This is a genomic window from Pararhodospirillum photometricum DSM 122, assembly GCF_000284415.1.
Taxonomy (GTDB): domain Bacteria; phylum Pseudomonadota; class Alphaproteobacteria; order Rhodospirillales; family Rhodospirillaceae; genus Pararhodospirillum; species Pararhodospirillum photometricum.
The window spans coordinates 2,067,363-2,091,482 of record NC_017059.1 but is presented as its reverse complement, the minus strand read 5'-3'; the positions used below and the strand labels follow the sequence as shown (position 1 = coordinate 2,091,482).

18 protein-coding genes and 4 pseudogenes are annotated in these 24,120 nt (G+C 64.0%); 12 read left to right on the top strand and 10 right to left on the bottom strand.

All coding sequences use genetic code 11. The features are described from left to right. The first annotated feature begins 544 nt into the window (after positions 1-544). The 3 genes from RSPPHO_RS09320 to RSPPHO_RS09310 are packed head-to-tail and all read left to right on the top strand — an operon-like array spanning position 545 to position 6,158. Complete coding sequence (locus RSPPHO_RS09320) at positions 545-3,787, top strand: PAS domain-containing protein (protein ID WP_014414998.1); 3,243 nt, start codon at positions 545-547, stop codon at positions 3,785-3,787. Further along, the gene (locus RSPPHO_RS09315) at positions 3,784-5,004 is read left to right on the top strand and encodes a response regulator (protein ID WP_041794920.1); all 1,221 of its coding nucleotides are present in this window, start codon (positions 3,784-3,786) and stop codon (positions 5,002-5,004) included. Before RSPPHO_RS09320 ends, RSPPHO_RS09315 begins: the two co-directional genes overlap by 4 nt. Beyond that, positions 5,004-6,158 (top strand): HD domain-containing phosphohydrolase, encoded by a 1,155-nt coding sequence (locus tag RSPPHO_RS09310; RefSeq protein WP_014414996.1) that lies wholly within the window; start codon positions 5,004-5,006, stop codon positions 6,156-6,158. The genes RSPPHO_RS09315 and RSPPHO_RS09310 overlap by 1 nt, the downstream gene beginning before the upstream one ends. A gap of 48 nt (positions 6,159-6,206) precedes the next feature. On the opposite strand, the gene RSPPHO_RS09305 is transcribed toward RSPPHO_RS09310, so the two are convergent. Then, positions 6,207-6,920, bottom strand: coding sequence for a DUF6901 family protein (locus RSPPHO_RS09305; protein ID WP_014414995.1), 714 nt, complete (start codon positions 6,918-6,920; stop codon positions 6,207-6,209). A 194-nt stretch (positions 6,921-7,114) separates the two neighbouring features. Here RSPPHO_RS09305 and RSPPHO_RS09300 point away from each other — a divergent pair, with 194 nt between their 5' ends. Then, entirely contained in the window at positions 7,115-7,543 is a 429-nt protein-coding gene (locus RSPPHO_RS09300) for a cupin domain-containing protein (RefSeq protein WP_041794916.1), read from the top strand. A 44-nt stretch (positions 7,544-7,587) separates the two neighbouring features. Here RSPPHO_RS09300 and ftsY read toward each other — a convergent pair. From ftsY to RSPPHO_RS09280, 4 genes and pseudogenes are all read right to left on the bottom strand, one after another. Next, positions 7,588-8,984: pseudogene (ftsY, locus tag RSPPHO_RS09295) on the bottom strand (signal recognition particle-docking protein FtsY). Positions 8,985-9,097: 113 nt separating this feature from the next. Continuing rightward, complete coding sequence (mtaB, locus tag RSPPHO_RS09290) at positions 9,098-10,381, bottom strand: tRNA (N(6)-L-threonylcarbamoyladenosine(37)-C(2))-methylthiotransferase MtaB (protein WP_041794914.1); 1,284 nt, start codon at positions 10,379-10,381, stop codon at positions 9,098-9,100. Continuing rightward, the gene (dapF, locus tag RSPPHO_RS09285; protein WP_041797015.1) at positions 10,378-11,220 is read right to left on the bottom strand and encodes a diaminopimelate epimerase; all 843 of its coding nucleotides are present in this window, start codon (positions 11,218-11,220) and stop codon (positions 10,378-10,380) included. The genes mtaB and dapF overlap by 4 nt, the downstream gene beginning before the upstream one ends. Before the next feature lie 203 nt (positions 11,221-11,423). Beyond that, positions 11,424-12,572, bottom strand: a complete 1,149-nt coding sequence (locus tag RSPPHO_RS09280; protein ID WP_051013783.1) for an adenosylcobinamide amidohydrolase — start codon at positions 12,570-12,572, stop codon at positions 11,424-11,426. A 279-nt stretch (positions 12,573-12,851) separates the two neighbouring features. Between RSPPHO_RS09280 and RSPPHO_RS09275 the strand changes: the two genes are divergently transcribed. The 5 genes from RSPPHO_RS09275 (at position 12,852) to RSPPHO_RS09255 (ending at position 17,915) form a co-directional block, all read left to right on the top strand. Beyond that, a complete protein-coding gene (locus tag RSPPHO_RS09275; RefSeq protein WP_041794909.1) occupies positions 12,852-13,913 on the top strand; it encodes a methionine ABC transporter ATP-binding protein in 1,062 nt (353 codons plus the stop codon). After that, positions 13,882-14,559 carry a methionine ABC transporter permease gene (locus tag RSPPHO_RS09270; protein WP_041794907.1) on the top strand — a complete coding sequence of 226 codons (678 nt, stop codon included), beginning with the start codon at positions 13,882-13,884 and terminating at the stop codon, positions 14,557-14,559. Before RSPPHO_RS09275 ends, RSPPHO_RS09270 begins: the two co-directional genes overlap by 32 nt. A 237-nt stretch (positions 14,560-14,796) precedes the next feature. Beyond that, positions 14,797-15,351: a prepilin peptidase gene (locus tag RSPPHO_RS17795; RefSeq protein ID WP_051013782.1), complete on the top strand. Its 555-nt coding sequence runs from the start codon at positions 14,797-14,799 to the stop codon at positions 15,349-15,351. Between the two features lie 73 nt (positions 15,352-15,424). Then, the gene (locus tag RSPPHO_RS18925; RefSeq protein ID WP_081581703.1) at positions 15,425-17,176 is read left to right on the top strand and encodes a type II and III secretion system protein; all 1,752 of its coding nucleotides are present in this window, start codon (positions 15,425-15,427) and stop codon (positions 17,174-17,176) included. 22 nt (positions 17,177-17,198) lie between these two features. After that, positions 17,199-17,915 carry a prepilin-type N-terminal cleavage/methylation domain-containing protein gene (locus RSPPHO_RS09255; RefSeq protein WP_041794903.1) on the top strand — a complete coding sequence of 239 codons (717 nt, stop codon included), beginning with the start codon at positions 17,199-17,201 and terminating at the stop codon, positions 17,913-17,915. A 56-nt stretch (positions 17,916-17,971) separates the two neighbouring features. Here RSPPHO_RS09255 and RSPPHO_RS09250 read toward each other — a convergent pair whose 3' ends face one another. Continuing rightward, positions 17,972-18,220 carry a sulfurtransferase TusA family protein gene (locus RSPPHO_RS09250; protein WP_157879158.1) on the bottom strand — a complete coding sequence of 83 codons (249 nt, stop codon included), beginning with the start codon at positions 18,218-18,220 and terminating at the stop codon, positions 17,972-17,974. A gap of 135 nt (positions 18,221-18,355) precedes the next feature. On the opposite strand from RSPPHO_RS09250, the gene RSPPHO_RS09245 reads away from it, so the two are divergent. Continuing rightward, the gene (locus RSPPHO_RS09245) at positions 18,356-18,697 is read left to right on the top strand and encodes a rhodanese-like domain-containing protein (protein ID WP_041794898.1); all 342 of its coding nucleotides are present in this window, start codon (positions 18,356-18,358) and stop codon (positions 18,695-18,697) included. 113 nt (positions 18,698-18,810) lie between these two features. Then, the gene (locus tag RSPPHO_RS09240) at positions 18,811-19,326 is read left to right on the top strand and encodes a universal stress protein (RefSeq protein ID WP_041794896.1); all 516 of its coding nucleotides are present in this window, start codon (positions 18,811-18,813) and stop codon (positions 19,324-19,326) included. 624 nt (positions 19,327-19,950) lie between these two features. Here the strand turns inward: RSPPHO_RS09240 and RSPPHO_RS09235 are convergent. After that, a pseudogene (locus RSPPHO_RS09235) lies at positions 19,951-20,334 on the bottom strand (IS5/IS1182 family transposase); the annotation flags it as partial. A 74-nt stretch (positions 20,335-20,408) separates the two neighbouring features. On the opposite strand from RSPPHO_RS09235, the pseudogene RSPPHO_RS09230 reads away from it, so the two are divergent. Continuing rightward, positions 20,409-21,020 (top strand): annotated as a pseudogene (locus tag RSPPHO_RS09230) (IS256 family transposase); the annotation flags it as partial. Here RSPPHO_RS09230 and RSPPHO_RS09225 read toward each other — a convergent pair. The 3 genes and pseudogenes from RSPPHO_RS09225 to RSPPHO_RS18365 all read right to left on the bottom strand — a co-directional run bounded on the left by RSPPHO_RS09225 (position 21,007) and on the right by RSPPHO_RS18365 (position 23,672). Further along, positions 21,007-21,576 carry an IS5/IS1182 family transposase gene (locus RSPPHO_RS09225; protein WP_014414979.1) on the bottom strand — a complete coding sequence of 190 codons (570 nt, stop codon included), beginning with the start codon at positions 21,574-21,576 and terminating at the stop codon, positions 21,007-21,009. The pseudogene RSPPHO_RS09230 and the gene RSPPHO_RS09225 overlap by 14 nt on opposite strands. A gap of 124 nt (positions 21,577-21,700) precedes the next feature. Continuing rightward, positions 21,701-22,663, bottom strand: coding sequence for a glycosyltransferase family 2 protein (locus tag RSPPHO_RS09220; RefSeq protein ID WP_041794894.1), 963 nt, complete (start codon positions 22,661-22,663; stop codon positions 21,701-21,703). A 296-nt stretch (positions 22,664-22,959) separates the two neighbouring features. Beyond that, positions 22,960-23,672 (bottom strand): annotated as a pseudogene (locus tag RSPPHO_RS18365) (transposase). Positions 23,673-24,120: the final 448 nt, after the last annotated feature.

The following is a 24,120-nucleotide window of genomic DNA, read 5'->3' as shown; positions in this document are numbered from 1 at the left end:
TGTCAAACAGCAGACCGGCGAACCGGCAATATTGACTAACCACTTAGTTTCGACTACCGTCACATCGTCCGATGCTTCGTTCGTCGTCACCAAGGCGGCGGTTTTTACTAGCACCGCCCCACCGTGTCAACCGCTTTTTTTCAGGACTGCCACACCGGCCAAAACCAGCAAGGCGCCCCGGGCGGTCAACCCGGAAGGCAAGGAAACTACTCCCCGCCCCGTTCCAGCGTCAAGCCCTTTTTCCCGGATCCGTTTAGCTGTTGTTTCCAAAAGGAAAAAAGCCGCTACAAAACCCGAGGAGCCTGCCCCCGAACCCCCTCGGCGCCGTTGCCAGTGCGTCGGGAGGGCTGTTTATACGGGGGTGGCGCCTGGGGCGCAAGCGAAAAAGAACGAGGGGCTGGGGGAGGCTCTCCCGGCCAAACCTTCCCATCGCCCTCATCGGCACAACGTTTCCCTGTGAAGGGAAAAGTAGATCTCCAAAAGGCTTTGTGTCATCCCTACCTTAGTTGGTGACAACGGATCCCCAAGGGCGCGTGGTGCGGCCATGACAAACCCTGAACGCTTTCCCCCGACTTCGACATCTCCAGTCCCCCTGGAAGGGCTCGGCGATGTCCTGGAGGAATTGTCCTGCATCTTGTTCCGACGCACCCTCAGCCCGGAGGGGCGCCTGTCCTACCCCTTTTTGTCACGCAACACCGAGGCATTGCTGGGATTTGCTCCAGAGGACATCAGCTTTGGGGGGCAGGACGGTCGGGATATCGTGCTGCCCAGCGACGGCCCGGCCCTGAAAGCCGCGCTGGCCGTGTCATCACAAACTTTGTCTCGATGCCATGAGCAGTTTCGCGTCGTGACCGCCACCGGTGAAACCCGCTGGCTCCGAGGATCCGCCAATCCCCTCCTCCTTCCTGACGGGACCGTCCACTGGAATGGCATCTGGCAGGATATTTCCACCTGGATGCGGGCGGAGCACGACGTAAAAAACGGCACGGTGTCGCGTGAGGGAATGCTAGTGGTCCAGGCTTCGGGAGTGATCGCCTGGGCTAATGGGGAGATGGCGCGGCAGTTTCACGTCCCGGCGCACAGCTTAAAAGAACGCTCCCTGGGCGATCTTTTTCCCGAGGCCCGGGCCAGAAAGCTCTCCCCCTACCCCTGCGGAGCGGCGAAAACGCCTGTCGGCCTGACAGCACGCCGCTTGGACGGCACCACTTTTCCTTTTGTGGGCACCATAACATCAGTTGTGGTGAACGAAGAGGAAAGTTTTCTCCTTGTGGGCACGAACGCTCTCCACGAGCAGGATCCGTTACGGGACACTTTGGCCTCGCCTGACGTTGTTCTGGACTGGTTTTGGGAAACAGACGCTCAAGACCATTTGACGTTTTCCTCTGAACAAATTGGCCGTGTTCTTGGAGTCAAGCCTTCTGCTTTGATTGGTCACTCCTGGTTCGAGATCGGCCTTGACGATGAGCCGGGTTTTGCTCTTGTGCTGCGAACGTGCCTGGAAGCCCGGGTGGGATTTGCCGATCTCGTCTTTTCCGTGGGACCTGAGGGCGGGCATGACCGACGGACCATCCGATTGAGCGGCCAGCCTCTTTTCACCCCGGATGGGTTCTATTGCGGATATCGCGGCGTGGGAACGGACATTACCCGCGAGGTGCGGGCCGAGCGACGAGCCGAACGGGCACAGCAACAACTGACCGATGCGATTGAAAGTTTTTCTGGCGCTATCGCTGTATACGATGCTCAAGACCGACTGATTATTTGCAACCCCGCTTACAGTGACAGCTTTGACCCTAGCCACGAGTTTGTTTATCCCGGCCAGAATTTTGAGACAATTTTGAGGGAGTGCTATAGCCGGGGAATCTTTGACCTGACCGACATTGACTTTGACCAATGGATCGCTCGTCGCCTGGAGCGCCATCGGCACGCCAACGGCGAAGGGCTTGTCGTCAAGCTGGCCGATGGCCGCTGGATGTTGAGCCGGGAATGCGCGACCCAGGAAGGAGGAGTCGTTTCCATCAGAACCGATATTACCGAACTCAAAAGCCGCGAGCAGGACCTGGACCGCTTACGGCGGCGCTATGCGCTGATCTTGGACTCCACCGGAGAGGGGATCGTTGGTCTGGATGCATCGGGCCGGGTCCATTTCGCCAATGGCATGGCCGGCAGTATTTTCGGCCAGGTCCCTAACGCCATGATTGGCTGTTGCTTCCAACGCCTGATCACGGGCGTTGCCGTCTCTAACCCGTGCTTGCCGGAGACGGCCCTGCCCCCTTCCCCGGTCATGGTGGCGTTTCGCGCTGGCCTTGCGGGACAAGTGAGTGATGAAATCCGGCGCGGCGACAATGGGCAAACGGTGCCGATAGATTTTTTTGTCGCCCCTTTAATCGAGGACGATGCTCCGGCTGGGGTTGTTTTGGTCTTTCGCGACGCCACCGAGCGCCTCAAGTTCGAGGCCTTCCGCGAACAGCAGCAACACGCCTTGGAGCAACAGGTTTCGGCCCGGACGGCTGATCTGAAGCGCGAAATCACGGTGCGTACCCGGGTCGAGTCTGCCTTACGCGAGTCAAGAGAACGCCTGAAGGGCATCACCGACAGCTTGTTCGAGGGCGTTGTTGTGGTGGATGCCCAGGGACAAGTGGTGTTTGCCAATCCCTCGGCGCGACAGTTCCTGGAGTGCGGGGAGATCGAGGGCCACCCCCTCGACAGTGTTTTGCAGGTACGAAGCCCCTTGGGGCCCCTGCCCTTCGCCCTGTCTCCTTTTCACACCGTGTTAAGCGAAGGAACGACGGTTCGCGACGATGATGCTGTGTTTCAGGTTTCTGAAAACAAGCGCCTGGACGTTGCCTATGCCTGTTCACCGCTAGGAGAGGAGGCCCCCCCGGAGGCTGCGGTCATTTCTTTCCGCGATATTCAATCGCTCAAAAAAGCCCAGCGTGAATTATTTCAGGCCTCCCGCCTATCCAGTGTTGGCCAACTGGCGGCCGGGGTGGCGCATGAAATCAATACGCCCATTCAGTACATTGGGGACAATCTAAGGTTTATCGAGGAAGCAATCGTCAAACTTTTTGGACTTATTGAAACCGCCCAAGACCTGATCGCCCGCACCACCATGGGCACGGCGGATCCCGATGGCTTACAGCGGGCGATTGCCACCTTCCAGACCAGCGCGACCCGAGCCAAGTTGCCGTTTCTGAGTGCCGAGGTTCCCGTAGCGGTCTCGGAGTCCCTGGACGGCGTTGAGCAGATCAGCCGCATCGTCTTGTCGATGAAGGATTTTTCTCATCCAGGGACGAGTACCAAAACCATGACAGACCTGAACCGGGCCTTGGAAAGCACGCTGACGGTCAGTCGTAATGTCTGGAAACACGGGGCTGAGGTCGTGCGGGACTTCGATCCCGCACTGCCCCCTGTCCTTTGTCATGCGGGGGAGATCAATCAGGTTTTTTTGAACCTTGTCGTCAACGCCGTGCACGCCATTGAGGCCTCGGGCAAGCCTCTGCCGGGAACCATTACCATTACCACCCGGCGTGACGGCCCCATGGCCCTGATTCGTGTCTCTGACACGGGTACCGGGATCCCCGAGGCCATCAAGGATCGCCTGTTCGACCCGTTTTTCACGACCAAGGGAGTAGGAAAAGGCACGGGCCAAGGGCTCGCGATTTGTCGTGACGTTGTGGTGGGCAAGCATGGCGGCACGATGGAGGCGAGCGGCCCGGTGGGAGAAGGGGCGACGTTTGTCGTCCGGCTGCCCATTGAGGGTAACGATGAGAATGGATCTTGGGAATGACCGACCGACTGCGCGTCATGTTCGTCGATGACGAACCCCACATCCTGCGCGGCCTGCAACGCTCCATGGCGCGCATGGAGGATCGCTGGGATGTGGTCTTATGTGCCTCGGGAGCCGAAGCCCTGGCTTGGATGGACGAGAACGGTTCTCTGGATGTGGTTGTTTCGGACATGCGCATGCCCGAGATGGATGGAGCCGACCTTCTGGAGCGCGTACGGGCCCGCAGCCCCGAGACGCTGAGGGTCATTCTTTCCGGGTATGCCGAAAGCGAGGCGGTTCTGCGCACCGTGGGCCCGGCCCATCTTTATCTGGCCAAGCCCTGCAGCCCCGCCCTCCTCGAACAGGCCATTGTCCGGCCGGTCGCCTTGCGCGAGCGCATGACGGATCCCAGCTTGCGGGCCGTGTTGGCCGGATTGTCGCATCTGCCCAGTCTTCCCCAGGTTTTTCTGGAAATCGATGCCGAACTCCGCTCACCACAGGCGTCGGCCCGCTCGGTGGCGGCAATCATTGGTCGGGACATGGCCATGACCGCTGAGTTGCTGCGTTTGACCAACTCGGCGTATTTTTCTCTCGGCGCCCCGGCCGCAACGCCCTTGCAGGCCATTCGCGCCTTGGGGCTGGAAACCGTCCAAACCCTGGTGCTCAACATCGGGATTTTCCGCCAACTCAATAGCGGCCGGCAAGACATTGCCCCAGCGCTGGAGGCCTTGACCACCTACAGCTTGGCCCTGGCCGGAGCGGCGGAACGAATCGCCCTGGCGAATGGGGCCGATGGTGCCCTGAGCAAGGTGGCCCACTGCGCCGCCATGCTCTCGCACATTGGCACTGTGGTATTGCTGGAGGCCCATGCCGACGCCTACCGCACCGTGACCCAGAGCCTGAGACCAGGGGAATCGCTGGAAGCCGCCGAACGCAAGGTTTTTCATGCCGACCACGCCCTGATCGGCGCCTACCTTCTGGGGCTTTGGGGCTTTGCGCCGCCAGTGGTCGAGGCTGTGGCCTATTCCGGCTGGCCGGGCGAGGTGGGCGGCGATCCGGGACCCTTGCTGGTGGCCTTGCACGCCGCTCGGGCCTTGGGGCCGGTGTTTCCGCTGGTAGCGCCTCCCGTGGAGGCCCGCCCTCCCCTCGACCGCGAGAGCTTGGCGCGTTTGGGCCTTGACGACAAAATCCCTACCTGGACCACGTTGGTCGCACGCTCTGCTGACGAGGTGGTGTAATGGACGACCGGATTTTGGTGATCGACGACGATCACCACCTGCTATCGGCCCTGCGCCGTCAGCTCAGCGACACTTTCGAGATCACCACGGCACAAGGTGGCGAGGAGGCCCTCGCGGTCGTCCAAGAGGCGGCCAAGACCCAAAAGCCCTTTGCCGTGGCGCTGTGCGACATGCGCATGCCAGGGCTTGATGGGATCGAGACCTTGAAGCGGCTGCGTGATCTCGCCCCCGAGACGGTGCGCATGATGCTCACCGGCAATGCCGATCAACAAACCTCCATTGAAGCGATCAATCAGGGGGCGATTTTTCGTTTTTTCACCAAGCCCTGCCCGCCCGATCGCCTACGCGAGGGATTGTTGGCCGGGGTCAAGCAGTACCGGCTGATCACCGCCGAACGCGACCTCCTGGAAAAGACGCTGGCGGGCAGCGTGCGGGTGTTGGTCGATGTGGCCTCGCTCAACGACCCGGTGGCGGCCGGCACCGCGACCCGCCTACGCGAATGGCTCCGCTTGTTGACCAGCGAGTTCAAAATGCCCCATCGCTGGCAACTGGATATTGCGGCATCCCTTCTCCCGATTGGCTTGGTCGCCTTGCCCCCCGAGTTGTTGACCAAAAGACGCCAGGGAGAACCGTTGACCGACCTGGAGCGCTCCATGTTCGAACACGTTCCCGAGGTGGCACGTAATCTGGTGGCCAACATCCCCAGACTCGCGCCGGTGGCAGAAATTCTCTACCTCCAGGACAAAGGCTTCGATGGCTCGGGATTTCCGCCGGACGGTCCGCAAGGCAAGGACATCCCGCTTGATGCGCGGCTGCTCAAGATCTTGAAGGATATCGCCGAGGCGGCCGAGGGGGGACCGCTGACCGTTGATATCCTGAAAAGCCTGGACAAGCGACGCGACCAATACGACCCGACCTTATTACCCAAGGTCCGGGCCTGCCTTCAGGCGCTCGGCGAGGCAGCTCCCTCGGCGTCGATCGAGGTGGCACTGGCCGCCCTGCAACCGGGACAAATGGTGTTGTCCGATATTCGGTTGAGCAACGGACACCTGATTTTGGCGGCCAACACCCAGCTTTCGCCGGCCCAGATCGAGCGCCTTCGCAATCTAAGAAAGATCTTCTCGTTTATCGAGCCCATTAAGGTCCGCATTTAGGGGCAGGGCCTGGGGAGGCGCGCTTCCCCAGACGGGCCTTCGCCCGCCTCAGCCAGAAGGCCGCTCCACCGGGGCGAAAATGACCCGCAGCTCGGCCAAAGCTTCTTGCACCACAAAGGGCACGGCCTGGGCGAAGGTATCGAGAATAATAATGGCATTGACCAGGGCATCCTTGTGAAAGGCACTGCGCACCCGCTCGGCCATGCCCCGGTTGACGGTGGCGACCTCGGCATAGCGGGCCTCCAGGTCGTCCACCGACACCCGTTGCTCCCCAGCGCCGCCGGCCCGCAGATAGTTTTCCAGCAGGTGGAGGGAGAAGGCCCGCACCAGGGTCTCCTCTTCGCTGGCAAACGGCAGATGGAAGCGCGCCATGGGGCGGAAAAACGCCAGGGTCGGGCACCCCGAGGTGGCGCCGATCAAGCCAACGATCGAGGCCATCGCCTGCTGAAGGGAGACCTGGGCGACCACCGTGCGCTGTTCGGTCACCACTTCCACAATGGAGCGTTCATAGGAATAGAACGCGTCGAAGCGATGGACAAACCCATCCAAAGCGCGGGCGAAAGGACACCACGGCGTCTGGGTTCCCAGTAACGGACACTGGGGACAGGGATGGACCGTCAAGCGGGTCCAGGGGGACGGGGACCCCGCCGGATCCAGGGGGTGGAGTAGGAAGGTCTCGGGATCAAAGGTCAGCGAAATACGCTCCACCTGCCCCGAGGCGAGGTGAAACACGTAGGTCACCTCGGGTAAAGCGGGGGCCATGGGGACCTCCTGCGGTGAAATCTCGTATCCCTGAGGAAGGATACATCAGGCCCCGCCTTCTGCCTATGGGGTCCGCGGGGCTTGCCGCCAGTGTGGGAGCCCCCCTTCTTTTATTAATTGGCCCCTCCCTCTTCCCTCCCGTACCCTCGTCGTGTGGCCTCCCACGGCGGGAAGCCCGAAGGGGGAGAGCGTTGATGCGTCCATGGCGTACCCTGATGATTGCGGGAGGGGCGCTGGCCCTGAGCGCCTCCCAAGCCTGGGCTGAGGGATCAGTCTCGGTTGTCGAGCGCCTCTCGACACGGGTCACGGCCGCCGGCCAGCCCCTGGTTTTACCCACCAAGGATGCCCGGTTGATTGTCACCGACTACACCATTGCTCCGGGCGCGACCTTGGCAGTGCACAAGCACCCCTTCTCCCGCTTTGCTCTGGTGGAGGAAGGGACGCTACGGGTGGAACGCACCGCTGACGGGCACGTTTTCGACTATAAGCCCGGGGATATCGTCGTCGAGATCGTGGATGAGTGGCACCGTGGGACCAACACCGGGACCACGCCGGTTCGCCTCGTGGTCTTTGATCTGGTCGAAGGGGAGACCAAGCCGACCCAGGTCCAGACCACCCCCTAGGGCAACGCCCCGAGGGACTTGGGGAGGCCCCGCCTCCCCAGGCTTTAGTGCAAGCGCTCCAACCCCATCAGGCTGCGCGCGAAATCGGTGGCGGTGAAGGGCCGGAGATCCTCGGCCCCCTCGCCCACCCCGACATAATGGACCGGCAGCTTGAAGCGATCGGCCAGCGCCACAACCACGCCCCCTTGGCCGTGCCGTCGAGCTTGGTCATGACGAGGCCGGAGACATCAACCATCTCCTGGAAGACCTTGACTTGCTGATGAGCGTTCTGCCCGACGGTGGCGTCAAGCACCTGAAGGACGGTGTGGGGAACCTGGGGATCGATTTTGCGCAAGACGCGCACGACCTTCTTCAGCTCCTCCATCAGCTCCATCTTGTTGTGCAAGCGTCCGGCGGTATCGATCAACAGCACGTCCACGCCCTCGGCCCGGGCCCGTTCCAGGGCATCGTAAGCTAGGCCCGCCGCGTCGGCGCCGGTATCGCGGGCGATGACCGGACAGCCGGTGCGCTCGCCCCAGACCTTGAGCTGCTCCACCGCCGCCGCGCGGAAGGTATCGCCGGCGGCGAGCATGATCTTGTGCCCATCGCGTACCAGTTGGTTGGCGATCTTGCCGATGGTCGTGGTCTTGCCCGAGCCGTTGACTCCGACCACCAGCACGACGTGCGGCTTGAGGCTGGGGTCGAAGACCAGGGGTTGGGCGACCGGCTCGAGAATGGTCGCGATTTCGGCGGCCAGAAACTCGCGGATCTCGTCGCCGGAAATCTCCTTGCCAAAGCGATTGCGCGACAAGTTCTGGACAAGGCGCGAGGCGGTCTCGGCGCCCAAGTCGCCGGTGATGAGCAGATCCTCCAGATCCTCCAAGGCCGCCGCATCCAGCTTGCGCTGGGTAAACAGGCTGGTGATCCCCCCGGCGAGGCGGCTCGACGACCGAGACAGACCGTCACGCAGCCGGGCGAAAAAGCCGGTGGGCTCCTCGACGGCCGGGGTCTCGACGGCCGGGACCTCCTCCACCAACGGCGCCAGATCCCTCGTCTCGATGTCCAAGACCAGGGGCGGAAGCGGCTGGGAGGGAAGCGGGGTCGGGACGACGGGCTCGGCGGAGATCGGCGCCGCCGGCTCGGCCTGGGGCGCGCGGGTCAGGACCGGCGGAACGACGGGGTGTACCCGCCCCAGGGCTGGCCGTATTTCGGGGGCCGGGGTCTCAACACCATCGAAAACCGTTGGGCCGAAGATATTGCCCCAGAAGCCCTTAGCCGGGTCCCAGCGCTCGGGACGCACGACAGGACGGCGCACCGTGGCGGAGCGCTTTACGGGAGGCAGAGGGCGCCCCTGCCGGGCGGCAAACCCAAAGGCAACGGGCCCCAACAGGTTGCCCAGCACGCCCTTGTCGCGCTGCCAACGCTCGCGCTCGGCGGGTTCGGAAGGGGCGGTACGCCGCATCGGCAGCGAGGACGAGGCCTGTCGCCGGCCGGCCCCGCCGGCCTCGTCAAAGGTCTGGGGCCCCAGAATCCGGGCCCAAAAGCCGCGCCGCTCGCGCTTGGCGTTCTGGTCGCTCACGAAACCGTCTCTCCAATCAGGTGGGAACCATCCCCGGCAGCCAACCGCACCCGAACAAGGGTGCCCGCCGCGATCGAGGGATCCAGATGGACGGGGATATAGGCCTCGCCATGGCCGAACCCGGACCGCTCGACCAACACCTGGTCCTCGGTCCCAACGCGCCCAGCCAGGAGCGCGGCAAAGGCCCGCTCGCCGGCCTGGCGCAGGGCCTGGGCCCGGGCCTTGACCGTCGCAGGGGCCACCGGCGGCATGCGAGCCGCCGGCGTTTCCGGACGCGGGCTGTAGGGAAAGACATGCAAGTGGGTGAGGCCGGCCTCGTCGATGAGCGCCAGCGTCTCGGCCTGATGTGCCTCGGTCTCGGTAGGAAACCCCGCGATGAGATCGGCGCCCAGCGCCAGATCGGGCCGCAGCGCGCGCAGGCGCCGCGCCAACGCAATGACATCGCCGCGCAAATGGCGCCGACGCATGCGCTTGAGGACAAGATCAGCCCCGGCCTGAACCGACAGGTGCAGGTGGGGCATCAGGCGCGGCTCGTTGGCCACCACATCAAGGAGCGTGGCATCAAACGCGGTGGGATCGAGGCTGGAGAGGCGCAACCGGGCCAAGCCGGGCTGGGCGGCCAGCAGACGCCGCACCAGGAGCCCCAGCCCCTCCCCGTCCCCGAGGTCACAGCCCCAGGCGGCGAGATCCACCCCAGTCAGCACCACCTCGCGCACGCCGATATCGACGAGACGCGCCACCTGATCAATCACCGCCGCGACCGGCACCGAGCGGCTGGGGCCCCGGGCCAGGGGAATGACACAGAAGGTGCAGGCGTGATCGCAGCCCTGTTGCACCTGAACGAAGGCGCGGGTTCGCCCGTCGAGATCGCCCAGACGGGGCAGGTCAGCGCCGGCGGCCTGGGCGATGTCCTCTACCTGGACCCGATCGCCGGGGCTGGCGGGACCACCCGCGAGGGCGCGGTAGCTCTCGGCCTTCAGCTTTTCCTGGTTACCGAGAACGTGATCCACCTCAGGCATGTCGGCCCAAGCGCGGGCGTTGATTTGGGCGCCGCAGCCCGTCACGATGACCAGGGCGTCGGGGTTTTCGCGGCGCACGCGGCGGATGGTCTGGCGCGCCTGCCGTTCCGCTTCCCGGGTTACGGCACAGGTATTGATGATGATGGCCTGCGACAGCCCGGCCTGGGCCGCCTGTTCGCGCATCATTTGGGATTCGCTGGTGTTCAGGCGACAGCCGAAGGTCACCACGCGCGGTGCGGGGGGCGGGGTGGGCACGGTCATGGGGTGAACCCGGGATCCAGAACGCCGGAATACACCCGGGTGGCCGTGCCGGCCATGACAACGTGCGAATCGCTCTCGCGCCACGTAATGGTCAAGGTCCCGCCATCAAGCACGACATCGGCGGTTTCGCCGGGAACCAGCCCCCGGCGCCGCGCCGCGATAAGGACCGCGCAGGCACCGGTGCCACAAGCCCGGGTGATCCCAACACCGCGCTCCCACACCCGCATGCGCAAGGATCCATCGGGCCGCTGGTGTACCACCTCGACGTTGACGCGCCGGGGGAACAGGGGATGGTGCTCGACCAGGGGCCCCCAACGGTCCAGATCCACCGCCTCGGCCTCGGGCACAAAGAACACGGCATGGGGATTGCCCACCGATACGGCGACCGGCGCGCTCAACGGCCCTACCGCAAGATCGAGAGACAGCGTGTCGGCCGGACCGGCCAGAGGTATCTGATCCCAGGCGAGACGGGCCGGCCCCATGTCCACGGCCACCCGCTCTTCGGAGGCCGCTTCGGCCACGATGGGCCCGGCCAAGGTGTCCAGACACACGGGCGCGCCCTTGGTTTCGGCCAGCAGCACGGCCCCGACACAGCGCGCCGCGTTGCCGCAGCTTTCGACGACCTCGCCATCCGCGTTGCGAATGCCCATGAAGGCCCAGCCCTCGGCCCGGGGCGGCTCGATGGTGATGAACTGGTCGCAGCCAATCCCGGTGCGACGATCGGACAACGCCCGCACCAAAGCTGACGTTGGAGTGAAAGAAGTATGCCGGGTGTCAACGATCACAAAATCGTTGCCCAGCCCGTGCATCTTCAGAAATGGCGTGCCGGGTGTGATCATGGCCCCGTTATACGGTCCCAAAAGGCCGGCTGTCCACACTCTCCCTCGGGCGGGGAGCGTGTTTCGAGCGGCTTGTTTCTTGTGGCAAAGAGCCCTGTTCGCACAACGGGGAGGGGCAAATGGCTAAGCGGGGGTGCGCGGCCAACGGGGCGTCGGGGCGGCTCGCAGGGCGAGCCCAAAAAAGTCCACAGGCAAAACGGCCGTCATGATGACCACTTGTCAGCAAACCCCAGCGCCATGGCGCGCCCGATCACGCCCACGAGATCAAGGGCCTCCCCCGCCGCCAAGGCGCTATGATACGCCGGCCAGCGCTCAATCCGACCGGACAGGGCACACGCCACCGAAGCGCCAAGGGCAAGCGCGATCACGGGCCACGCGGTGGAGGCCACCACGCCCCACTGCCCCTGATCGTGGGCATGGATCAGAGCCAGGACGGCAGCGACGGTTGGCGGGTCGCGTTCAAGGACCTCGCTGTTGGCCCGAAAAACCTCGGCCTGCTCCGCCGTCAGATGCTGGCCGACGCGAAGCGCCAAGGTGCCCGGCGCGAGGCCAAAGCGTTCGAGCAGCCGGCCGACCGCCCCCTGACGCACCGGGGTCAGGTGGTTTTGGCGCGCCAGGGTCTCGCGCAGGGCCTCGGCGGTGGCCCGGGCGATCAGTTCGCCCAAGACCATGCCATGGCCGGCGGCGCTGAGGGCATACCCGGGCCGCTCGGGGGCGACGACGACCATCTGGTCGGTGCCGGTGCCGGTGGCGAGGGTGGCGGACAGGCGCGAGGGGATGGACAGTTCCTGGAGTGCCGCCACCTTGGCCTCGGTGGCCATCATGACGGCGCGCACCAGGGCACCCGGGGTGAGCGGTCGGTTGACGGCCAGCATCAGATTGATGGTGCCGGGCCGAGGCGACGCGTCACCGCTGCCAGTGCGGGGATGAAAGCCGGTCTCGTCCTCAACCAGGGAGGCCGGATCGCCGGCCCGCGCCGCATTGCCATCAACGCCGCCGGTGGCGAGAGCCAAAACGGCCAGCGCCCCCTCGCGGTGGCAGGCCATGCCAAAGGCGTTCATGTTGGCCGCCGTCACCATGCCGGTGGCGGGACCGGCGTCGGCGAGGCCATGGCGGGCCAGCAGCCCTTCCTGATAGGCCTCGGGCGCCGTGCCCAGGGTTTCCAGACCGGGCACAAAATGCCCCACGGGTTCGCAGCCCTGATGATTGAACACCAGCCCCACCCCGTCCTCCAGCCCTCCCTTCACCGCCCCGGTCGAAAGGACCCGATGCGGGACCAAAAGACGCAGAGCAAGGATCTTTCCCAGTCGCTCCACCGTGAGAGTGTCCTCAAAACGCGCCAAAATCATCATACCAACCCCGCAGGTGAACCTTCCCGCTGGTGTGCCCCCCTGCCCCCACCCCCTGCAAGCAAAACCCACCCCTCCCCCTCCTCCCCGAGGGGTCTGGGGAGGCCGCGCCTCCCCAGCCTTCCTCTTTCCCCTTCCCTCCCTCACCCCTAAAAAAATTCATGCACCCCTCCGCGAAACCCGAAAAAGCCTACTTAATCCATCGACAGATAAATTTACCCCTTGACCCCCCTTCAGCACCCCCCTACCCTCCGGTGTCTGATGTTGCTGGAGGACACAACCGTGATCGTTACCGAGAGCCTGACCAAGATTTTTCCCGGCCCCCAGGGCCCCAGCGAGGTCTTGCGGGGCATCTCCTTGAACATCGGCAAGGGAGAGGTCTTCGGGATCATCGGGCGCTCGGGCGCGGGCAAGAGCACCCTGGTGCGCTGCCTCAATTTGTTGGAGAGACCCACCAGCGGCAAAGTGTGGATTGGCGACCAGGAGATGACCGCGCTCACCGAGGCCGAGCTTCGCCGCGCACGCCATTCCATCGGCATGATTTTTCAGCATTTCAACCTGCTCTCGTCGCGCACGGCGGCCGAAAATATCGCCTTGCCGCTGGAGTTGATCGGCATGCCACGCCCTGAAATCCAGGCGCGGGTCAGCGAGCTTCTGGATCTGGTGGGCTTGCGCGAGCGGGCCGGCGCTTATCCGGCCGCCCTGTCCGGGGGACAGAAGCAGCGGGTGGGCATTGCCCGGGCCCTGGCCTCCAAGCCTTCGGTGTTGCTGTGCGACGAGGCAACCTCGGCCCTGGATCCCGAGACCACCAAATCCATCTTGAGCCTGCTTAAGGACATCAACCGGTCGCTGGGCCTGACCATCGTTTTGATCACCCACGAAATGCCGGTGGTGAAGGAGATCGCCGACCGGGTGGCGGTCCTTGATCGCGGCGAGGTGGTGGAACAGGGCCGCATCTTCGATGTGTTCACCCAGCCGCGCCACGCGGTGAGCCGGGCCTTTGTGCAGGAGGTCTTGAACCGGGATCTGCCCGAGATCTTGCTGCCTCGCCTCGCCCCGCCCGGAACCCGCGAGCCCAGCACCCCGGTGATCTGGCGCATCACCTTCACCGGCCCGTCCGCCAACGAGCCGATCCTCTCCGACCTCGTGCGCCATTTCGACCTGTCGTTCAACATCTTGCATGGCCACATCGACTACATCCAGGGCTTACCCTTCGGCACCTTGGTGGTGGAAGCCCATGGACCGGTGGCCGCGCGAGACGCAGCGCTCGCCACCCTTGCCCAAAAAAATCTGACCGCGGAGGTCCTTGGTCATGTCGCCGACACTGCTGCCGCTGCTGCTTGACTCCCTATGGGAGACCCTCGTCATGGTGGGGGCTTCCAGCGCCCTTTCCGCCCTTTTGGGGATCCCCCTGGGTGTGCTGCTGCTGGTAACAAACCGGGGGCAAATTCTGGCACGCCCGCTGTTCAACCAAGTTCTGGGGATGATCGTCAACGCCACGCGCTCGACGCCGTTCATCATCTTGATGGTGGCGATCATCCCTCTCACCCGCCTGATCGTGGGAACCTCCATTGGCACCGCCGCCGCGACCGTGCCGCTGGTCATCGCCGCCACCCCCTTTGTCGCCCGGCTGGTGGAAGCCTCGTTGCGCGAGGTGGACGCGGGACTGATTGAAGCGGCCCAGGCCATGGGCGCCACGCCGCAACAGATCATTTGCAAGGTCCTGATCCCCGAGGCCCTGCCCGGCATCATCGCCGGCCTCACCATCACCGTGGTCAGCCTGATCGGCTATTCGGCCATGGCCGGTGCCGTGGGCGGGGGCGGCCTGGGTGACCTCGGCATCCGCTACGGCTACCAGCGCTTCCAACCCGAGGTCATGATCGCCGTGGTGGTGGTGCTGATCGCTCTGGTCAGCTTGGTGCAAACGGCCGGCGACCGCTTGGCCCAGCGGTTGAACAAACGCGCACCGCAGGGACGACAGGCGGCCTGAGCGCCAGACCCTGCCCCCCTTTCGTATTTGATTTACAAAACAAAAATGGGGTCTGGGGCATCGCCCCCAGGCGGGGCTTCGGGGTGGCAACCCCCGAAGGGTCTCCCCACGCGCCCCCTGTCCTGGAAGGGTCTCTTCGATGAATGCCATCCTCCCGCCCCGTCCAGCGTACTCCTTGCGCGCTGGGTTCCTGGGCGCCGGGCCCCGGGGTCCTGGGTTGGGCAGGGCTTGCGCTGGATGGTGGGGCTGGGGCTGGGGCTGGGTGCCGGCGCGGCCGGCGCCACCCTCGGCTTTCCCGGTGGGCTGGCCGGGGTGGGGCTGGTCAGTGTGATCCTGGCCGTGGCCTTGATCGACCTGGATCACGCGGTGGTCCACGATTCCCTGGCCCTGGCCCTGGTGTTGCAGGCGGTGGCTTGGCGCTGGTCCCTGGAGGGCCTGACCCCTGACCCGCTGGTCCGGGGCCTCCTGGTGTTTCTCGCCGCCCAGGCGATGCGCTGGCTTTATCGCCGCGTTCGGGGGCGCGAAGGCCTGGGGGGCGGGGATCCGGCGGTGATCGCGGCGGCGGCCCTGGCCGTGTCGTGGGACTCTCTGCCGCTTTTGCTCAGTGGGACCGGGGGGCTGGCCCTGGGCCACATCGCCTTGCGCGCCGCGGTGTCTCGCGTTCGAGGCGAAAGCGGTCCCGTCACGTGCCCCCTAGCCCCCTCCCTTCTGGCAACACTCTCGGTTCTCTTGAGTCTTGAGCTTATTACTCGTGGTCACATGCTTTCGTTTCGCGTGTTTTTTGGCGCCTGATGGGGTAGACATCCCAAAGGTACAGCGGCAAGGCGAGCCCCCCCTCGCCCCAGCCAGGAGGAACGCAAACGGCATGGTGACACGGCATGGGGCCAGGATCGTCTGGGGGATGGTGATGGCGCTGGGCACCCTTGGGGCGTGCGCGCCCTTCGATCCGGCCACCGGGCTGGAAAAGGAAGACTATCGCGCTCTGGCCGGTCGCAAAACCCCGGTGCCGGACAGCGAACCGCCGATCCCCTCCCTGATCGTTCCCGTCGCGCCTCCCTTGCCGCCCCCGGAAGACAGCCGACGCGTCACCCTGATCGCCGAAAAGCCCACGGCGCTGACCACGCTGTTGGTAGATCTAGCGCGAGTCGCCGACTTGGACCTGGACATGGAGTCCGGCATCACCGGCCGGGTGGTCATGGCCGCCCGCGAGCGTCCGCTGCCCCAGGTGATCGAGCGGCTGGCCGACCTTGGCAACCTTTCGCTCACCTTGGACAATGGGGTCTTGCACGCGGCCCCCGACCGCCCGACCCCCGCGACCTACCGTCTGGACGTTCTCAACTTGGCGCGCTCGGCGGAAAGCAGCGTCTCGACCTCGACCGATGTGTTCGCCCGCGTGTCCAACAAGAGCCAAACCGCAAACAGCGGCAACAACGCCTCGGAAAGCCGGGTGGCCTCGCACGCCAGCGCCGACCCCTGGGCCGATATCGCCGATAGCTTGAGCCAGATCCTGGGCGTGCAGGAAACCCGGTCCCGGGCCGAGCGGGCGGCCCGGGCGTCGGCGTCGGATGCCGCATCCCCCGACCCCAAGGAGGGCACCCGCGCCAACGGCGCCCTCTCCCCGGCGGACCCTGTGAGCGAAACCGGTTCGGACGACAAGACAAAACGGGCGCGCGGCAGCTTCAACATCAACCGTCAAGCGGGGGTGTTGAGCGTGATCGCGACCCGGGCCCAGCATCGGCAGGTCAAGGCCTATCTCGAGAGCATTCGGCACTCTCTGGCCACTCAGGTGTTGATTGAGGCCAAGGTCTTGGAGGTCTCGCTCTCCGATCAGTATCGGGGCGGCATCGACTGGGCGGCGCTGGGTGACAACCAACACCTCACTGTGGTGTTGCCCGGGGCCGATGGCGTGGTCTCGGCCCCCCTGACCGACACGCTGGCGACCCTGACCCTGGGGGGGGCGGCCAGTGTGGGCGGGGTGGAGCTGTCGGCGCTGGCCCAGGTCATCAGTCGCTTCGGAGCGGTGCGCACCTTGTCGAGCCCGCGCATGACGGTGACCAATAACCAGACCGGCGTGCTCAAGGTGGCGCAAAACGAAGTCTATTTCGCCATCGACACCAACACGACCATCAACGACAAGGGCACCTTCAACACCTACTCCAGCCAAATCAACACCGTGCCCATTGGCCTTGTCATGACGGTGCAGCCCAGTGTGGATCCAGATCTGGGCCGGATCACCCTTGGATTACGCCCCACCATCTCGCGCATTGCCTCGCAGGTCGCCGACCCGGCGGTGTCCTTGCAAAATCTCGACGTCGAGTCCCTGGTGCCGGTGGTTGAGGTGCGCGAGCTCGACTCGGTGGTCAGCATCGACAATGGGGCCGTGGTCGTCATGGGCGGCCTGATGCAAGAACGCCAAGACAGCACGCGCCGTGGGCTGCCCTGGCTCCAGGATGTCCCGGTCTTGGGGTCACTGTTTCGCACCGACCTTTCAACCACCGAAGTGGTCGAGTTGGTCGTGCTGTTGCGGGCCAGCGTCATTGGCGGCAACCACGCCGCCCCGGCCGATCGCACCCTCTATGAGACCTTCGCCCCCGATCCCCGCCCGCTCTCGTTCTGACCCCAGCAGGACCTCCCCTCGCATGTGCCTTCCGCGCCCTCCTGCCGCCCGCGACGGTTTCACCCTGATCGAGATGTCGGTCGTGCTGGTGCTGGTGGGCCTGCTCATCGGCGGCGTGCTCAAGGGGCAAACGCTCATCGACAGCACCCGCCTCAAGATGACCGTGAGCCAGTGGGAGGCGGTGCGCGCCGCCTTCATGGCCTTTGAGGATCGCTACGGGGCCCTGCCGGGCGATGCGCCAGAGGCCACGGTCTACATCGGAGGGGCGCACGTGACCAACGGCAACGGCAACGGGATCATCGGCCCGGCGGGGCTTGGCGTCAGTGGCGCGGCCGGTGACGAGTCCTCCCGCGCCTGGGAGCACTTGGCCGCGGCCGGCTACCTGAGCGGGGTGCGCCTGGACGCGGGCAATACGGTCGAAACATCAAGCCTGCCGGCCCGCTTGTCGGGGCTGTCCTTTGTCATCATCCACGGCCGCTTTGGCACCACCGCAGGCACCGGGCATTGGCTGCGGTTGCAAGACACGCCCAGCGGGGCGCCCACCCGCAACGTGTTGTCGGGGACCCAGGCGATGGAAATCGACAGCCGCTACGACGATGGCAATGCCGATTCGGGGTTTATCGTGATGAGCAGTTTTCCGGGCAGCGGCGTGGGCATCGCCGATGCGTGTAAAAACGCCGATGGCACCTATGCCAGCGGGGCGGCCCAGGTATGTACCCCGGTGTTTTTTCTGCAATGAGCGCGGCCGCCCCTGCTGTCTCTTGAGCGGGATCCGGGAGCCCCGGCGGCGGCGCCTCATCCAGTCTTGCGCACCCGGTGATGCCAGACGCCCTCGGCGTCCTGGACGCTCTCAAGCAACGTGTCGCCGGTTTGGCGGCAGAAATTGCGAAAATCGGCGACCGAACTTGGATCGGTGGCCAGGATGTCCAAAATCGCCCCCACCGGCAACCCCTGGAGCTTTTTTCGCGCGCGCAGCACGGGAAGAGGGCACGTCAGACCGCGAGCATCCAGGATGTCGCAAACGGGATTGGGGTCACTCATCATACCGTCCTTTCTAAGCTCACTTATTCCATAGAAATTTAGGGCTTTCCATCCAGCCCCGGATCCCGTAAAGTTCTGTTCCTCCATGGTATGGAAGCCCCGAGACTGTTGGGCAAGGTGGCGAAGGAAGGAACAACGATGTCCAGCGTCAAAGTCAGCATGGCCGCTCCGCACGAAGTGCAGACGTGGGTTGAGAACGGATCCGCTATGGTTTTTGACGTGCGCGAGCCGCACGAATATGCCGCCGGACACATTCCCGGGGCGGTCTCCAATCCCCTGAGCCAGTTTGATCCCCGCAAGGTCCCGCACGATCCGTCACGCCATATCGTGCTGAATTGCCTCTCGGGGGCGCGGTGCGGGGTGGCAGCTCAGCTGTTGGAGCGCGCCGGATACACGGGATCCTTGCACCGACTGCAAGGAGGGCTGGTGGCATGGCGCCAAGAGGGAGGCCCCCTCGAAAACAGCTCGCTCGAACACTGATGGCGATTTGGTGCGGCGCGGCAACCGCAGGGGGTTGTCAGCCTCCTCAAGCACCGCCATCCTGAACGTTGAGAAGAGCGGCTTACCCGCCGGAGACTCAAGGGAGGTCCCCCATGCTTATCCTTCCCGATGGTCCCGATCCCCGCTACCACGCCGAAACCCAGGCCGATGAGCGGACTTTTTTGGTTGTGGTCGATGACTCCGTCGAAATGCGCGCCGCGCTGCATTTTGCCGCGCGCCGCGCCCAGGGCACCAATGGTCGCGTCGCGCTGGTCAGCGTCGTCTCGCCCCCCGATCTCGGACCGTGGATGTTCGTGGGCTCGCTCATGCGCGAGGAGGCACGAGAGAAAGCCGAACAGCTCGTCCACCGCGCCGCTTCCGTGGTGCGGATCGAGCGCGGCGAAACCCCCACGGTGCACATCCGGGAAGGGGAGATCTTGACCGAGGTTCTGCGCCTCATTGACGAAGATCCCAGCATTTCCATTCTGGTGCTCGCCACCGCCCCCGCAAGCGACGACCCGGGCCCGTTGGTCCGAGCCCTGACCGGGCGCCACGTCAATCGCCTGCGCATTCCCCTGACCTTGGTCCCGGGCTGCCTTACCGACGAGGAAATCGACCTTTTGACCTGACGCTGATCCTCGGCGCAGCCCTCGCGGACACAGGCTGGGGAGGCACAGCCCCCCCACCCCCTTCGCTGACCCGACGCCCCCGCACGAGGGGGCGACAAAGAGTCGGCTTGATCGCCTCATGCCAGAGGCGAAAGGGTGGGACTTTGTCCAAAGGCCAGGGACACCGCTTTTCCCGAAAAGACAAACCGCCCCTAAAAGGTCTAAAGTCTGTGGGCTTCTGCTGGAGAAAGCAGACCGACATCAGGGAGCGGTGCCCCCCTCCCGCCCCATTGACGCGCAGGAAAGGACCAAGGCATGGCGGACGGCGCCCCTCCCCGACGCCCCGGTGGCCGTGACGACCCTTTGTCGAGCGAGGCACGACGACGCACCCTGGCGTCGATGCTGCACCCCGGGCCGCCGCCCCCCGCCGACGATTGGACCGAGGCACCACCCGAAGCGCCGTTAGCGGGAGGGAGCCCCGACGACGCGCCGCGTTCCCCCAGTCGCGGCCCAGCACGCCGCGATCCGCCGGCGCGCCGGCCAGCCCATACCCTGGGACAAGCCCTGGCCGATCAAACCCGGGTACTGCCGCCCGCCGACGACACGTCGTCCTCGTCCCTCCCCTCGTCCTCGTCCCTCCCCTCCGTCGAACACCGCGAACAGCTTCTCGATCGCGTTGGCCTCGGTCAGCGTCTCGCGGAACAGCCAGATCGTCTTGGCGTCCGGCGCCTTGTCCGCCAGCCCTAGGCCGAGAAAGCGTTTGAACGTCAGGCGGTCGTTGATCATGAACTCCGCCTGATCGTCGGACAGGTTGTACAGCGCCTGAAGCACCAGGATCTTAAACATCAAAACCGCGTCATGGGGCGGACGGCCGCCCCGGGCTCGGTCGCTGCGGTTCAACGCCTTGTCCAGCCGGTAGCGGAACGCCTCGAAGCTCACCACCCTCAGCAGCTTCTCCAGCGGGTCGCCCGCCTTCGACAACTCCGCATACCGCTCTTCAAGATCGAAGAACCCAGGCTGCCGACCCATCGTTCCCTCCAACACGGCCTGGGGCTTATTGAATCAGCAGACACCGCTCAGAGCCAGGGTTTTTCGAGGTGTCCGGCCGGTCGGAAGCGGAACCCTTCTGGACAGATTTCCTGCGCAAACTGAACCGAAGGGGCCTGAAAGGCGTCAAATTGGTCATTTCAGACGCCCATGAAGGCATCAAATCCGCCGTTTCCAAGGTATTTTGTGCCACTTGGCAGCGCTGTCGCGTCCATTTCATGCGGACTATTCTTTCTTATGCTGGCAAAAACGCTCGGCGCGTCGTGGCCGCCTTTATCGGAACGGCTTTCGCCCAAAACGATGTCGCTTCGGCCCGGGCGCAGTGGCGTCAGGTGGCAGACCAACTGCGCCCCAAGGTCCCCAAGCTTGCCGCCTTGCTTGACGAGGCCGAAAGCGATGTCTTGGCGTACATGACCTTCCCCAAGGAGCATCGGGCCAAAATCCACAGCACCAATCCCATCGAACGCCTCAACGGGGAGATCAAGCGCCGCACGGACGTCGTGGGGATCTTTCCCAACGAAGCCGCCATCACCCGTCTGATCGGGGCCATCTTGATGGAGCAAAATGACGAATGGGCCGTCCAGCGTGCCCGCTATATGACACTGGAATCCGTCGCCCCCTTGGGCGATGATCCCCTCTCATGCTTGCCGTCCGTCACGGCGGCCTGATCACTCCGGCCAAACCTCCCGGAAAGAAAACGGCGACCACCCTATTACACCACGCAATGGGACACGACCTCTGTTCGACCTCGGTATTGCGTTGGCGCGGCGCCGACACCAGCGTCGCGTCGACGATCTGCCCCGACATCGGCAGATAGCCCGCCTCGCTGATCGCCCGGTCGAGCCGCTGGAACAGATCGTCAAACGCACCGGCCGTGATCAGCGCTTCGCGGAAGTCCCACAGAGTGTTGGCATCCGGCACCGCATCGCCCGGCCCCAGGCCGCAGAACCGCATCCAGCTCAGCCGGTCGCGCACCAGATACGTCGTCCGACCCAGCGCCAGACCGTGCAGCGACTGCAAGACCAGCATTTTGAATTTCAAAACCGCGTCGAAGCCGGGCCGACCGCCCTTCGAGGGCGCGCTCCGTCGCCGGACCGCACGCTCCAGAACCGGCCGGAACAGTTCGAAATCCACCGTCTTCGACAGCGTCTCCAGCGGATCGCCCTCCGCCGAAAGTTCCGCCAGACGACGCTCGACATCCCAGAACCCAATCTGAACCGCCATTGTCGCCCCCCAATAGCCGATCGCCTATGGAATCACGAACCAGACCCAGACGCCAGTTTCCGGAGGTGTCCAGCTTTGATTACCGCTGCTCTAAAATCCGTTCTGTGATCCACCGATACCAAGGTCAGAGTAGAGGACTCACGTCTGCGATACGCGCCCGCAGGCGCTGTAGCACCGTGGGATCGCTGTCAACACGCTGGCCATGCTGGTTGGCAATCCGCAGAGCAAACTCGCTGGTAGCCTGAATGAACAGAGCCATTTCGTTAGCGGATTCGGTGTATTGCAGATCCCCTCCCATGTAGGGTAACGGATCGAAGACCAAGTCGTCGCGCTGATCGATGACCTGAACCATGAAAACATCAGGACTGTCCTTGAGCAGTTCGAACATATGTCGGTAGCTTGCCCCAATCCCTGTGTTTTTGGCGTCTGTGCCGCTTGCCTCCATCCGCAACCAGCCTATCATGGCCTTGCGCGCCAACTGCCAAGGGCTTCGGGCATTGAAGTGCGAGAGAACCACATCCGCTTGATTGCGGCACGGCAATACACCGCCCTCAGCCTTGAGGTAATGCTGTCCGGCTGAAATCGTTGGCCGCACCCCACCGCAATGGCGGTAAAACACCTTTGGGATGAGAGGCATGGACGGCCATCGGTGTGTGATCCGTTTCACAACATTAGCCTGCCCCGACGCTAACTGCTCTGCTAGTGGGTGGTAGTTTTCCAACAGGACGTTAATCCCCTGCTCATTGTCTGGCGTAGCGTTGAGCCAGTCGCGAAACGCAAGGTTCGGGGTGCGGATGCGGATGAACTCGTCGGTATCGAGGAAAAGAACCCAGTCAGCCTTGAGGTGCCCGACCGCAATTTCGAATAGCCAATTGGAATGCAGGTCTAGGGCCAACACCTCGTCAATGTGCTGAAAAAGATGTAGTGGGAGGCCTTCAGCCCGCAATGATCGTAGAATTTCAAGGCTCCGATCAACGGACCCATTGTCAAGAACAACCATTTCATCAACAAAGTGCAATGTATGTCGAACGAATGACTCGATAATATCACCTTCATCTTTACAGCGGGTTACTGCGACGATATGCATGTTTCTCTCCTCATCTGCTTGAGTATATAGCGCATTGCGCCTTGACATCCCGCTTCCGCGTAACTGCTCACGGGGTTGGCTGTTTGGCGATCAAGGGAGGGCGAATTTTCCGCTGACGAGGTCGCAGACGGCGTCGTAATCGGAAGCCCCTGAGAGGCGAGCGGACACCTCGAAGAACCGAGTTTTTGGACGGTTTGGATAGGAAAACGGGGCGCCCGAGCTGAGACTGGGGGCTATTTCGGTCTGAATTCCGTGGTATTTGGGCCGTTACGGCCCCCTCTTCGGCCTTTCGGCCGTCATGCGGGCGCAGTTCTCCCGTCCCACCAGACTAGGCGGCGCATGTTGTAGACGAGATTGGCCATGCCGATCTTGGTTTTGGCCCTGGCGATGCCGATGGTGCGGACGAAGAGGGCCATCGGCCCTTTCTGGCACGCGAAGACATGCTCGACGGCCGAGCGCACCTTGGAGCGGGCGGCGTTGGCCTTAGCGTGGGCCTGTGACAGTGGTTTGCCCGGTGCCCGGCGAAAATGGACCTTCGAGCGCAGGCCCCGTTTCGCCATGAACTCCTCGTTCTTGCGCGAGCGATAGGCGGTATCTGCCCAGACGTCGGCACCAGTGTTGCCGCTGTCGAGCACCTCGCGGAAGCGGCGGCTGTCGTGCTCTCGGTCAGCGTCTCGCGGAACAGCCAGATCGTCTTGGCGTCCGGCGCCTTGTCCGCCAGCCCTAGGCCGAGAAAGCGTTTGAACGTCAGGCGGTCGTTGATCATGAACTCCGCCTGATCGTCGGACAGGTTGTACAGCGCCTGAAGCACCAGGATCTTAAACATCAAAACCGCGTCATGGGGCGGACGGCCGCCCCGGGCTCGGTCGCTGCGGTTCAACGCCTTGTCCAGCCGGTAGCGGAACGCCTCGAAGCTCACCACCCTCAGCAGCTTCTCCAGCGGGTCGCCCGCCTTCGACAACTCCGCATACCGCTCTTCAAGATCGAAGAACCCAGGCTGCCGACCCATCGTTCCCTCCAACACGGCCTGGGGCTTATTGAATCAGCAGACACCGCTCAGAGCCAGGGTTTTTCGAGGTGTCCGAGCGACCAGTCTGATCCGTGCTGTCGGCGCGCCGAGAATCGAACCGTGGTAACGGCGACCCGGGCATCAGAAACGAACGCCAGATGAGGAGCAACCCCTTCGAAGCCAGGAGAGAAACCCGCGCCGATAAGCCCCCCATCATCCCCTGGAAATCGGCATGGCGGACCGGTCTGGACTCGATATGCGCGATCGAAATCACGGCCGGGTTCGGAGCCGGAAATACCGTCCAGCTTGGCCGCCAGGAGACTGTTTTTGCGTCAGGGATTGAAGCCCGAAGGGCCGAGACGCACCAAGGCGGCTCGGTTTATGAAAGCCCGGCGCGCGGGGCTTTCACGCGCGGACGTCATCATATTTATGGACGCATCTCCATGAT

Bases quoted from the DNA above. Each gene is read 5' to 3' on its own strand.
- RSPPHO_RS09250 (WP_157879158.1), bottom strand. From the start codon at position 18,220: ATGATGAGTGACCCCAATCCCGTTTGCGACATCCTGGATGCTCGCGGT.
- RSPPHO_RS09270 (WP_041794907.1), top strand. From the start codon at position 13,882: ATGTCGCCGACACTGCTGCCGCTGCTGCTTGACTCCCTATGGGAGACC.
- RSPPHO_RS09240 (WP_041794896.1), top strand. From the start codon at position 18,811: ATGCTTATCCTTCCCGATGGTCCCGATCCCCGCTACCACGCCGAAACC.
- RSPPHO_RS09300 (WP_041794916.1), top strand. From the start codon at position 7,115: ATGCGTCCATGGCGTACCCTGATGATTGCGGGAGGGGCGCTGGCCCTG.
- RSPPHO_RS09315 (WP_041794920.1), top strand. From the start codon at position 3,784: ATGACCGACCGACTGCGCGTCATGTTCGTCGATGACGAACCCCACATC.
- RSPPHO_RS09220 (WP_041794894.1), bottom strand. From the start codon at position 22,663: ATGCATATCGTCGCAGTAACCCGCTGTAAAGATGAAGGTGATATTATC.
- RSPPHO_RS09310 (WP_014414996.1), top strand. From the start codon at position 5,004: ATGGACGACCGGATTTTGGTGATCGACGACGATCACCACCTGCTATCG.
- RSPPHO_RS18925 (WP_081581703.1), top strand. From the start codon at position 15,425: ATGGTGACACGGCATGGGGCCAGGATCGTCTGGGGGATGGTGATGGCG.
- RSPPHO_RS09245 (WP_041794898.1), top strand. From the start codon at position 18,356: ATGTCCAGCGTCAAAGTCAGCATGGCCGCTCCGCACGAAGTGCAGACG.
- RSPPHO_RS09225 (WP_014414979.1), bottom strand. From the start codon at position 21,576: ATGGCGGTTCAGATTGGGTTCTGGGATGTCGAGCGTCGTCTGGCGGAA.
- mtaB (WP_041794914.1), bottom strand. From the start codon at position 10,381: ATGACCGTGCCCACCCCGCCCCCCGCACCGCGCGTGGTGACCTTCGGC.
- RSPPHO_RS09320 (WP_014414998.1), top strand. From the start codon at position 545: ATGACAAACCCTGAACGCTTTCCCCCGACTTCGACATCTCCAGTCCCC.
- RSPPHO_RS09255 (WP_041794903.1), top strand. From the start codon at position 17,199: ATGTGCCTTCCGCGCCCTCCTGCCGCCCGCGACGGTTTCACCCTGATC.
- dapF (WP_041797015.1), bottom strand. From the start codon at position 11,220: ATGATCACACCCGGCACGCCATTTCTGAAGATGCACGGGCTGGGCAAC.
- RSPPHO_RS09280 (WP_051013783.1), bottom strand. From the start codon at position 12,572: ATGATGATTTTGGCGCGTTTTGAGGACACTCTCACGGTGGAGCGACTG.
- RSPPHO_RS17795 (WP_051013782.1), top strand. From the start codon at position 14,797: ATGGTGGGGCTGGGGCTGGGGCTGGGTGCCGGCGCGGCCGGCGCCACC.
- RSPPHO_RS09305 (WP_014414995.1), bottom strand. From the start codon at position 6,920: ATGGCCCCCGCTTTACCCGAGGTGACCTACGTGTTTCACCTCGCCTCG.